The organism is Caballeronia sp. LZ065 (genome assembly GCF_031450975.1).
Taxonomy (GTDB): domain Bacteria; phylum Pseudomonadota; class Gammaproteobacteria; order Burkholderiales; family Burkholderiaceae; genus Caballeronia.
Genome location: NZ_JARUXV010000002.1, coordinates 92,599 through 103,697, shown reverse-complemented (window position 1 = coordinate 103,697; position 11,099 = coordinate 92,599). Strand labels below are relative to the sequence as shown.

Annotated in this window: 10 protein-coding genes; 4 read left to right on the top strand and 6 right to left on the bottom strand. The window is 65.2% G+C overall.

Going from position 1 to position 11,099, the window contains the following annotated elements:
* Nucleotides 1-294 precede the first annotated feature (294 nt).
* On the top strand, nt 295-1,257 hold the full coding sequence (locus tag QCE63_RS14570) for a LysR family transcriptional regulator (RefSeq protein ID WP_309833942.1): 963 nt from the start codon (nt 295-297) through the stop codon (nt 1,255-1,257).
* Here QCE63_RS14570 and QCE63_RS14565 read toward each other — a convergent pair whose 3' ends face one another.
* From QCE63_RS14565 to QCE63_RS14545, 5 genes are all read right to left on the bottom strand, one after another.
* On the bottom strand, nt 1,258-1,998 hold the full coding sequence (locus QCE63_RS14565; RefSeq protein ID WP_309833940.1) for a GntR family transcriptional regulator: 741 nt from the start codon (nt 1,996-1,998) through the stop codon (nt 1,258-1,260).
* Nucleotides 1,999-2,088: 90 nt separating this feature from the next.
* On the bottom strand, nt 2,089-3,312 hold the full coding sequence (locus tag QCE63_RS14560; RefSeq protein ID WP_309833939.1) for a CoA transferase: 1,224 nt from the start codon (nt 3,310-3,312) through the stop codon (nt 2,089-2,091).
* A gap of 29 nt (nt 3,313-3,341) precedes the next feature.
* Nucleotides 3,342-4,223: a CoA ester lyase gene (locus QCE63_RS14555; protein WP_309833938.1), complete on the bottom strand. Its 882-nt coding sequence runs from the start codon at nt 4,221-4,223 to the stop codon at nt 3,342-3,344.
* Nucleotides 4,224-4,234: 11 nt separating this feature from the next.
* Nucleotides 4,235-5,665, bottom strand: a complete 1,431-nt coding sequence (locus QCE63_RS14550) for an MFS transporter (RefSeq protein ID WP_309833937.1) — start codon at nt 5,663-5,665, stop codon at nt 4,235-4,237.
* Nucleotides 5,662-6,519 (bottom strand): CoA ester lyase, encoded by an 858-nt coding sequence (locus QCE63_RS14545; RefSeq protein WP_309833935.1) that lies wholly within the window; start codon nt 6,517-6,519, stop codon nt 5,662-5,664. The genes QCE63_RS14550 and QCE63_RS14545 overlap by 4 nt, the downstream gene beginning before the upstream one ends.
* Before the next feature lie 353 nt (nt 6,520-6,872).
* Between QCE63_RS14545 and QCE63_RS14540 the strand changes: the two genes are divergently transcribed.
* On the top strand, nt 6,873-8,267 hold the full coding sequence (locus tag QCE63_RS14540; RefSeq protein ID WP_309833934.1) for an MFS transporter: 1,395 nt from the start codon (nt 6,873-6,875) through the stop codon (nt 8,265-8,267).
* Nucleotides 8,268-8,273: 6 nt separating this feature from the next.
* Here the strand turns inward: QCE63_RS14540 and QCE63_RS14535 are convergent, their stop codons facing one another.
* A complete protein-coding gene (locus QCE63_RS14535) occupies nt 8,274-9,209 on the bottom strand; it encodes a LysR family transcriptional regulator (RefSeq protein WP_309833933.1) in 936 nt (311 codons plus the stop codon).
* Nucleotides 9,210-9,342: 133 nt separating this feature from the next.
* Here QCE63_RS14535 and QCE63_RS14530 point away from each other — a divergent pair, with 133 nt between their 5' ends.
* Entirely contained in the window at nt 9,343-10,104 is a 762-nt protein-coding gene (locus QCE63_RS14530) for a glucose 1-dehydrogenase (RefSeq protein ID WP_309833932.1), read from the top strand.
* 30 nt (nt 10,105-10,134) lie between these two features.
* Entirely contained in the window at nt 10,135-11,097 is a 963-nt protein-coding gene (locus tag QCE63_RS14525; RefSeq protein WP_309833931.1) for a 3-hydroxyacyl-CoA dehydrogenase, read from the top strand.
* Nucleotides 11,098-11,099: the final 2 nt, after the last annotated feature.

Genomic DNA, 11,099 nt, shown 5'->3' with positions numbered 1-11,099 from the left:
ACCGGGGTCGGTAGAACCGCCATCGACGATCATCGCGTCGGGCTGTTGATCGATGCCGCGCCAGAAGTCGGCCACCGGGATGCCGTAGCCCAGGATGCCGTTCGGCGTCAGGATCTTGATTTCGTCCTTCATGAAGTCTCCGTTCTCGACCAGCCGGGCCGCGTCGTTGCAACGCGCTCTCCGGTCCAGTCTCTAATGGCCCAATTATCGAGAACGGCCTCGCGAAACTCTATTCGCATTAGAATATCGATTTATAAGATGGCGTTATAAATCGAGAACGGAGGACGCGGCGGCATGAAGCAGGACGACCACTCTGCTCCGGACGACGGCATCGACGGGATCAATCTGCGTTTCGATCTCATCGAGCTGGAGACCTTTCTCGCCGTGGCGGACCTCGGCAGCTTCAGCGCCGCCGCGAAGAAGATGCATGTCTCGCAGCCCTCCGTGACGAACCGCGTCCAGCGGCTCGAAGCGATGCTCAAGACGAAGCTCGTCGAACGCACGACGCGCCGCGTGACGCCCACGCCCGACGGCGAAGAACTCGCACGCCGCGCGCGACACGCGTTGCAGGGTTTACGCGAGTTGCTGACCGACTTTCATGCGCGCGCGGCGGCCTCGAAGATGCGCACGGTGATCGCCACCACGCCGATGCTCGCCGCGGTCGTGCTGCCGCAACTCATCCACTCGTTCCGCCAGGCTTATCCGTCGATCCAGATCCAGGTCCGCGACCTGCAATACGAAGCCGTGCTCGCGACGCTCGAAGCCGGACAGGCGGACCTGGCCGTCAGCGCGTTCGATGGCGATTCCGGCAAGCTGCATTTCGAACCGCTCGCGCGCGAACCGATGCTCGTCGTGCTGCCCAAGGCGCATCCGCTGGCGGGCGCGCAGGACATCACGCTGGAGCAGCTCGCCGACTTACCGCTGATGCTGCTCGACCGTTACGCCCTGCTCCAGACGCGTCTATCAGCGGAACTCGCCCGACGCGGCCTCACGCTCTCTACCATCCAGCACGCAACCAATGTCGGCACCGTGCTGGGACTCGTCGATGCCGGGCTCGGCGCGACCTTTCTGCCGCGCTACATGGCGCAGCGCTACTCGCTCGAATCGCGTGCGACGCTGAACGTGCCGGAGATCGACCTGTCGCGCAACTTCGGCATTCTGGTGCGCGAGAAAGCCGATCTCAACCTGGCCTCGACGCTGTTCCTCGATCATCTGCGCGCCCACTTCGCCACGACGCTGCACGCCGAACAAGCCTGACTATTTCGCACCGGCCTTCGTCTTCTTCGGCGCGCGCGGCGGCACGGTCATCGACGTCATCGCCTCGGGCACGGGAAGACCCAGTGAGCGAAAAGTCGTGTCGGTGATGATGCTGCGGAAGGTCTGCTCGGCGAAGTCGGGATCCCCGGACTTGAGCGCCTCGACGAACTCGTGATGATGATGCACGACGCTCTCGCTGCGCACCTCATAGCTCGTATTGCCCTGCTGATAGAGCCGCACCAGCGAACTGATGGAATGCCAGGTGGTTCGCAGCAGATCGTTGTCGGCGAGCGTGCAGACGAGTTCGTGAAACTCCCAGTCCACCGCGCGCAGCACCGCGGCATCATGGCCCGCTTCCGCGCGCTCGAGTTCCGCGAGCGACTGCTCCAGTTGCGCGACGACGTCCGGCTCATGACGGCAACGCGCCGCCACGAGCCGCGCGGCGAAGCCTTCGAGCACGGCGCGAATGCCGGTCATGCGCACGAAGTCGTCGTGCGAGACTTCGGCCACATACGTACCCTTGCCGCGCACGGTGAAGACCAGCCCGTTGGCTTCGAGCGACTTGAGCGCCTCGCGCAACGGCCCGCGGCTCACGTTGAGCTGCCGGGCCAGCTGCGTTTCGACGATGCGCTCGCCCGCCTTGAGATCGCCAGAACGGATGGCGCTGACCAGCCGCGCCTCGACGAGTTGCGGCAACGAATGCTGCGGCGGCAGGGCCCATTTCTGATCGTCTGCGCTCATGGCGGTGGGCTGTTTCGTGATGACCCGAAGCGCGGCGCGAGGCTCGTCTGTCAACACGCCAGGGCCGCCGAAAAAGGATGCGGGATCATATCAGATGGCCCCTTCTTCCCTGAGCGTCGCGAGCTGCTCGGTATCGAGTCCGAGCAGGCCGCGATACACGTCGTCGTTATGCTGGCCGAGATCCGGTCCAAGCCAGTCGATGCCGCCCGGCGTCGCTGAGAGACGCGGCACCACGTTCGGCACCGCCAGTTCGCCGATGCGCGCGTCCTGCATGGTCTTGATGTTCTCGCGCGCCGCGTATTGCGGGTCTTCGAAGATCTCGTCGATGCCATACACCGGCCCGCACGGCACCTGGAACTGTTCGCAGCGCGCGAGCACTTCGTCGCGCGTGAACTGCGCGGTCCATTCGCCGACGGTGCGATCCACCTCCGCACGATCACGCTCGCGGCCCGAAATATGCCCCCACTTGCCTTCGCCCGCGAGTTCCGGCGTGCCCATCGCTTCGGCGAGACGCGCGAAGATCTTGTCGCTGGTGCAGGCAATCGCGATCCAGCGGCCATCGTTGGTCGGATAGTGACTGTGCGGCACCACGTTCACCGTGCCCGGACCCATGCGTTGCCGCACGAAGCCGTTCTTCTGGAACGACGGCGCGAGTTCGTCGAGGATGCGGAAGATCGGTTCGTACAAGCCGATATCGACGAACTGCCCTTCACCCGTGCGTTCGCGCGCCTGGATGGCCAGCAGCGCGCCGAGCGCGCCGTACAGGCCCGCCATGTAGTCGGGAATGGTTGCGGAGCCGGGCGTGACCGGCGGCCGGTCCGGATAGCCCGCGAGGAACGACAACCCGCCGAACGCATTGCCGATCCGCCCGAAGCCCGGCCGGTCACGATACGGCCCGGTCTGTCCGAAGCCCGAGATGCGCACCATGATGAGCCGCGGATTTACTTCATGCAGCACGTCCCAGCCGAGGCCCCACTTTTCGAGCGTGCCCGGCTGGAAGTTCTCGACGAGGATATCCGCATCAGCAACCAGCTTCTTCAGCACTTCCGCGCCGCCGGGCTTGCGCAGATCGAGCGTGATCGACTTCTTGTTGCGGCATTCGGACAGCCACGGCAGCGTGACGCCCGCCTCCGTCATCGAGCCGAAGCGGCGCAGCGCGTCGCCCACGTCGGGCAGCTCCGCCTTGATGACCTCGGCGCCGAATTCGCCCAGCTGCGTCGAGCAGAACGGTCCCGCCAGAAAACTCGATACGTCGATCACGCGAATGCCGTCGAGCGGACGAACGTTGCGGGTGTCAGCCGATGTTGCAGTCATTGCCGTTTCTCCGATGGATGAATGTGTTCTTAGCGCGCGTCGATCTGCGCGGCGAAGTCGAGCACGCGTTGCGCGCGATACGCGACCGGGTAATCGATGAAAGCGCCGTCGAGCCGGATCGACGCGACGCCTTCCGCTTCGGCACGCCTGAACGCCTCGACGACGGCGCGCGCTTGAGTGATCTCGGCTTCGGTCGGCGAGAACGCGCGGTTCACCGCGTCGCACTGCGCCGGGTGAATGCACAACTTGCCCTGGAAGCCCATGCCGCGCGCGCGGACCGCCGAGCGCGCGAGACCGTCGGCGTCGTCGAGGCGCACCCACACGGTATCGACGGGCGCTTGCAGTCCCGCCGCGCGCGACGACAGCACCAGCGCGCTGCGATACGCATGCAGTTCCGACTCGTCGCCGCTCCATATGAGGTTCATGTCGAGGCAGAAATCGCCTGCGCCGAATGCGAAGCGCTTGAGACGCCGCACACGCTGCGCCGCCGACGCGCACAGCGCCTGAATCGCCGCGAAGCCCGCGCCGGTCTCGATGATCGGCATCAGTTCGATGGAGTCCGCTTCAAGACCGCGTTCGCGTTCGAGCTGGCTCATGATCCAGTCGGCAGTATGCAGCTGTTCCACCGATTCGAGCTTCGGCAGCACGATGCCATCCACGCCGCGCGCGATCACCGCGTGCAGGTCGCCGAATGCGTAGTCCGTGTCCAGCGCGTTGATGCGGATATAGCCACGCGCGCGATGCGGCGCTTGCAGCGCTTCCACGACCGCCGCGCGCGTCGCGACCTTCTCGCTGGCCGCGACGGCGTCTTCGAGATCGAGGATTGCCGCATCGACATCGGCGTTCAGCGCCTTTTCGACGCGGCGCGCGTGATTGCCGGGGACGAACAGAAAGGTGCGGGACAGCGCCATCGAATATCTCCTCAAGGTTTGGTGTCCAGTCCGGATTCGAGACTTTCGAGCGTCCGGCCGCGCACGTTCGGACCGAGCATGGCGAGCAGCAGCGCCATCACGACATAGGCGACGCCCACGGACGACACGACATAGAACGGGTTCTTCAACGTGAGCAACGCGGCCGCGACCGCGAACGGCGTGGCCGCCGAAGCAAGCCGGCCGATCAGCGCAGCAGTGCCAAGGCCGCGCAGGCGCACGCCGGTCGGCAGGATCTCGGGGATATAGGTCGCGAAGCCGACCGACGAGATGAAGAAGATTGCCGTCACGAGGATCAGCCCGGTGATCATGAGCCCCTGCGACGAAGTCTGTCCCGCATAGGCGACGCCCGCACCCGCCGCGATCAAGGCGGCGGCCACCAGCGACCAGCGCCGCTCGATGCGGTCCGCCAGCACGATCCCGAGCAGCGGCCCGAGAAAACCGCCCATGAAGCTCACCGCCGCGAACGTGAAGGTGGAGCCGAGCGTGAGACCGCGCGAGATGAACAGCGTCGGCAGCCAGCTGATGAGCACGAACAGGCCCGTCAGATGGCAGATGTTGAATACGACGGCCAGCGCGAACCGTCCGCGCACGAGCGGCGAGAACAGCGCATCCCAGCCGAGATGCCGCGCCGGTTCGCGGGCGAGTTCGGCGTCGGGCAGTGTCTTGCCTTCGCGCTGCACGATGCCGGCCTCGATCGAATCGACCACGCGGGCCGCTTCCTCGTCGCGACCAACCGACGCAAGCCAGCGCGGCGACTCCGGCAACAGCCGCTTGTTCGCGAAGACCAGCAGCGCGGGAATCACCGACAGGAGGAACAGCACGCGCCAGCCCACGTTCACGTCGGTGTTCGGCACGATGAGCCGCGCCATCAGCGCGCCGAACGGCAGGCCGCCGTTCAGCAGCAACGCCACCGCCGACTGGAAGCGCCCGCGATAACGCCGTGGCGTGAACTCGTTCAGATACGCATAACCCGTGACGGTGACCGTGCCGATCGCGAAGAGGTTGATCGTGCGGAACGTGAGCAGCATGCCGTAGCTCGTCGCGAAGCCGCAGCCGAGGCTCGACAGGCTGTAGGCCAGTACCGTCGCCTGGAACAGACGCCTGCGGCCGATGCGGTCGCCGAGCAGTCCCGCCGCGATCGAGCCGAATGCGGCAGCGATGAGCGGCACCGAGATGAAAGTGGCCGTGGTCGCGGGCGTGAGCCAGCCGTGCTTGTGCAACGCCGGGATCACGAAGCCGGTGACGGTGAGATCGTAGCCGTCGAAGAACATCGCGACGCCGAGGATCGCGAACAGGGTCCAATGGAAGCGCGACAGCGGCAGGCGCTCCATGCGCCCGGCGATGTTCAGCGCGGAGACATGCGCGTCGGTCCGTGCGCGCACATCGGCATCGTCATACGAGGTCAGCGTGGCCTGCTTCATGCCGTTCTCCCTTGCGCGTAGGCGGCGATGTCGAGTTGCCGCTGCATGCGCGGCACGAGATCGATTGCGACGAATTCACCATCGACGATAGCCGTGCCCTCGCCGCTCGCCTTCACCGCCTCGAACGCGTCGACGATGCGTTGGGCCCGCGTGGCTTCCGCTTCGGTCGGCGTGAACGCGCTGTTGACCGCATCGACCTGAGCGGGATGAAACACCACCTTGCCGCTGAAGCCCAGCTCCCGCGCGCGCAACGCGTCTTCATGCGTGCCTTGCGGATCGCGCAGGCCGTGCAGATAGGGCGCGTCGATGGCATCGCAAGCAGCGGCGCCCGCCGCCGCGACGATCGTCGAACGCGCCCACAGCAAGGCCGTCGGCGTGATCTCGGCGCCGGTCTCCATCGTGTAGTCGCCCGAGCCGAAGAAGAACGCGCAAAGGCGCGGTGAGGCGTCGGCGATGCTCAGCGCATTCAGCACGCCGCGCGGCGTCTCAAGCGTGGCGATCAGCTTGACCGGCGCATCGCGCCGTGTGAGTTCGGCGTCGAGCCAGTGCAGTTGCTCGGCGGATTCCACCTTCGGCACGAGCAACGCGTCGCAATGCGTGAGCGGGACGGCGTCGAGGTCGCGCGCACAATCCGCCGTGCCCACTGCGTTGATCCGCACCACGCGCTCGCGGCTGCCGAAGTCGAGCGTCGGCATGAGCTTCGCGAGATTGGCGCGCGCTTCGTCGCGGCGCGCGGGTGGCACGCCGTCTTCGAGATCAAAAACGAAGGAATCGACTGCAAGCTTCATCGCGCCCGCCATGCGGTCAGGGCGATGCGCAGGCGTGATGAGCATCGAGCGACGAATACGCATCATTGCGGCCTCCACGATGAAGCGAGATAAAACGGCGCCCGCAGGCGCGGAGAGAGCATGCACATACGCATTCGGTCGTCTCCAGAAAGAAGCCCACCGAGTCATTGCCGGCGGGTCTGCAATTCATTCTGTCAAGCTGTCGACAGTCGGACGATAGGGGTAAACGCGCCGCGCCACTCGCGTGGCGCAGTGCGGCACGTTTCGTCGAAAGCCTTACAGCACAAGGCTTTGCGGGCAATGAACACGCGTGCGCTATGCAGCTCCTGCATAACAGGTATTCGAGCGTTCGCGCCGGGCTATCAATACGCTCCACCGAAACAACCCGCCATTGACGAACCATCCGGGAGGAGATACCCATGAGCATCGACGCAATCGACGGCGCCGCTTCGCAGTCCGTCGACGAAGGCAAGCTGTACAAGAAGCTGCTGTGGCGCATCGCGCCGATCCTGTTCCTCTGCCACACGTTTTCGTTTCTGGACCGCGTCAACATCGGCTTCGCGAAGCTGCAGATGCTCGGCGATCTGAAGATTGGCGACTCGGCCTTCGCACTGGGCGCGAGCATGTTCTTCATCGGCTATATCGCGCTGGAGATTCCGAGCAACATCGTGCTGCACCGCGTGGGCGCGCGGCGCTGGATCGCGCGCATCATGCTGACCTGGGGCCTGATCTCCGCAGCCACGATGTTCACCGCCGAACTCGCGAAACTGTTCGGCGTCGAGAACGCGACGATGTTCTATATCCTGCGGCTCTTGCTCGGCTGTTGCGAGGCGGGCTTCTATCCCGGCGTGCTGCTGTACATCAATTACTGGTTCCCCTCCGACCGTCAGACCAAGGTGACCTTCGGCCTGTTGCTCGCGCTGCCGACCAGTCTCGTGCTCGGCGGACCGCTGTCCGGCTGGCTGATGCAGCATTCGCACGGCTGGATGGGTTATAGCGGCTGGCAATGGATGCTGCTGATCGAAGGCGTTCCGGCGATGGCGCTCGCCTTCCTCGTCTACTTCGGTCTCGCCGACAAGATTCATCACGCGAAGTGGCTTACCGATGCCGAAAAGCGTCTGCTCGACAAGAACGTCGTCACCGAGAACGCACACAAGGAATACAAGTTCGGTCCCGCGCTGCGCGACTATCGCGTGTGGCTCTGCGCGGGCATCATCTTCACCTACGCGACGGGCTGGTACGGGCTGTCGTTCTGGCTGCCGTCCATCGTGCGCGAGTCGGGCGTGAAGGACACGTTCCACATCGGTCTGCTCACCGCGATTCCGTTCGTCTGCGCCGCCGCGACGATGCTCTTCAACGCGTGGCATTCGAGCAAGACCGGCGAGCGCCGCTGGCACGCCGCGATTCCCGCCTTTGTCGGCGGCACGGGGCTTATCATGAGCGCGGCCTTTGCCGGGAACCTGCCGGTCGCGATGATCTGCCTGTGTGTCGCGGCATCGGGCGTGCTCGGGCTCACGCCGATCGTGTGGACTTATCCAGGCAGTCTCCTGTCCGGCACGGCCGCCGCCGCCGGCTTCGCGATGATCAACTCGTTCGGCAGCCTCTCGGGCATCGCGGGCTCGTGGATCACCAGCCTCATGAAGCAGTGGACCGGCAACATCAACAACGGCACCTATGCGCTCGGTTTCGTGCTCATCTGTACCGGCATCCTCGTGCTGTCGATGCCCGCGGCGACCTTCGTGCGCGGCGCGGCCAGGAAGGCGCCCGCCGAGCCGAACGTCGCGAACGATGCCCTGACCGACTCGCCGGCCTGAGGTTCGCTAAGACCGCTCCTCAATCGCGCGCCAGACGCCGGTTCGCACCAGCGACTCGGTTTCCTGGCGCACGATGCGATACAGCGCCTTCATCGCGAGCGTGGCTTCCTTCTTCGGTGAGAATGCAATCGACAAAACGCCGGACAGCGACGGCTCGCGAAGGCGTCGCGCCTTCAGCGTGCCGCGTTCGAGCCGTTTCTCGATGGCGGCGAACGGCGCGATGCTGAAGCCCAGTCCCGCTTCGACGAGATCGAAGATGCCCGCCATCGCGTCCAGCTCGACGACGATGTTCAATTGCAAGCCCTGCGCAGTCGCGGCATCCTCGGCGAGCGTGCGCAAGCCATGCGGACGCGGCGGCAGGACCCATTGCAGGTCCACGGTTTCAGCGAGCGCGATGGAATCCGCCGAGGCGTTCATCACTTCGGCATCGGGCGGGCCGATCAGCAGCATCTCATCCGACAGCAACGGCTCCACGCCAATCGTATTCAGCGACGTCACGTTGTACAGCACGCCGATATCGAGCTTCCCGGTCATCAACCATTCGAGCAGATAGCCGCTCACGCTTTCGCGCAGCTTGAGCCGCACATCGGGAAACTCCGCGCGAAAGCGCTTGGTGAGCGGCACCAGCAGGAATTCGCCGAGCATCGGCGGAATGCCGATGGTGACCGTGCCGCCCGGGTTCGAGCGCAGCGCCTGCATCTGGTTGAGGGCGCTGTCAGTGCGCATCAGGATGTCGCTGGCGGACGCGAGAAAAGTCTTGCCGCTATCGGTCAGCGACATGCCGTGACCGTTCCGGTAGAGCAGCGCCAGACCGAACTCCTGTTCGAGACTCTGGATATGGCGCGTCAGCAGGGACTGGCTCACGCCGAGCAGCGTCGCGGCGCGCGACAGGCTGCCTTCGCGCGCGACGACCTCGAAATACCGCAACTGTTTCAGTTCCACTTGCGCACCCTCCGGACTTGCCGGTATTGTCGGCGGCGGCGGATTTCAGGTTTTGCATAACTGGTATGCAAGCGGCGTCAATGCCGCCTCGCTACGCTTCCCTCGTTCCACTCGATCACCATCAGGAGAGTGCATGCTGCCGAAAGCACCGGGCTTTTCATTGCATGGCAAGACAGCGTTGATCACCGGCGGCGGGCGCGGCATCGGCCTCGCGGCGGCCGCGGCGCTGGCCCAGGCCGGCGCGCGCGTGACGCTGGTCGCGCGTTCCGCCGATGAACTCGAACGCGCGTCCGGCCAGATCATCGAGGAAGGCGGTCAGAGCGACTTCATCACGCTCGATATCACCGACTCGGCCGCCGTCAGCGCCGCCATCGAAGCGCGCGAACCCTACGACATTCTCGTGAACTGCGCGGGCACCAATCGCCCGAAGCCGCTCGTCGACGTGACCGATGACGACATCGACGCCATCATCGACCTCAATGTGAAGTCCGTCTTTCATGTATCGCGCGCGGTCGCGAAAGGCATGCTGCGCGCCGGGAACGGCGGCTCGATCATCAACGTGTCGTCGCAGATGGGGCACGTGGGCAGTCCGGGCCGCACGGTGTATTGCGCGTCGAAGCATGCGCTCGAAGGCATGACCAAGGCGCTGGCATGGGAGCTCGGGCCCCACGCCATTCGCGTGAACACGGTGTGCCCCACGTTCATCGAGACCGTGCTTACAGCAAGCATGTTCGATGCGCCCGGCTTTCGCGACTGGGTCACGCAGCGCATCGCGCTGGGCCGCGTGGGACGCGTCGAGGAAGTGATGGGCGCGATCGTGTTCCTCGCCAGCGACGCCTCCACGCTGATGACCGGCAGCGCGCTCATGCTCGACGGCGGCTGGACGGCTGCGTGACATAGACCCATAACTCAAGCGAGACAATTGATGAACGTAGCGAAGATGAAGCTGGACAAGCCCGTGGCCATCGTCGGCGCGGGGCTCGTGGGCGCGGGCTGGGCGATTGCCTTCGCGCGCGCCGGACTGAACGTGCGCGTGTACGACGCGAACCCGCGCACTGCCGAGAACGCCATTCCCTGGGCCGCGAATCAGCTGGCCGCGTTGCATAAGCACGGTCTCATCGACGAAACGCCGGAGACCATCGCCGCGCGTCTCACGCTCGCCGATTCGCTCGCGCAGGCCATCGACGGTGCAGCTTACGTGCAGGAGTCGGTGCTCGAGCGCGTCGATGTGAAGCGCCAACTGATGCTGGATCTGGAGAAGGTGGCGGACGCGGATGTGATCATCGGTAGTTCGAGTTCGGGCATCAAGGCATCCGACTTCGCCTGCGACCTCGCCATCTCGCCGCGCGTGCTGATCGCGCATCCGGTCAATCCGCCGTATCTCGTGCCGGTCGTCGAACTCGTGCCGTCCACGCAGACTTCACCGGAGACCGTCGACTTCACCGATGCATTGATGCGCGGTATCGGGCAAAGCGTCGTGCATGTGCGCAAGGAGATCGAGGGCTTCGTGCTGAATCGCCTGCAAGCCGCGTTGCTGCGCGAAGCGTGGGCGTTGCAGCGCGACGGCATTGCGAGTTGCGAGGATATCGACAAGACGGTGCGCGACGGCCTCGGCTGGCGCTGGTCCTTCATGGGCCCGTTCGAGACGATCGACCTGAACGCGCCGGGCGGCGTGGCCGACTATGCAAACCGGCTCGGGCCGTTGTATCACTCGATCGTGAAGTCGCGCACCGATGACGGCCCGTGGGATGAAGCGCTGATTGCCCAGGTCGAGAAGGACCGACGCCAGCATCTCTCCGCCGATGACCTCGCCGCGCGCCGCGACTGGCGCGACGAACGGTTGATGCAGTTCGCGGCCCGGCGGGCGCAGGAAGACGGCGAGCGTTGATG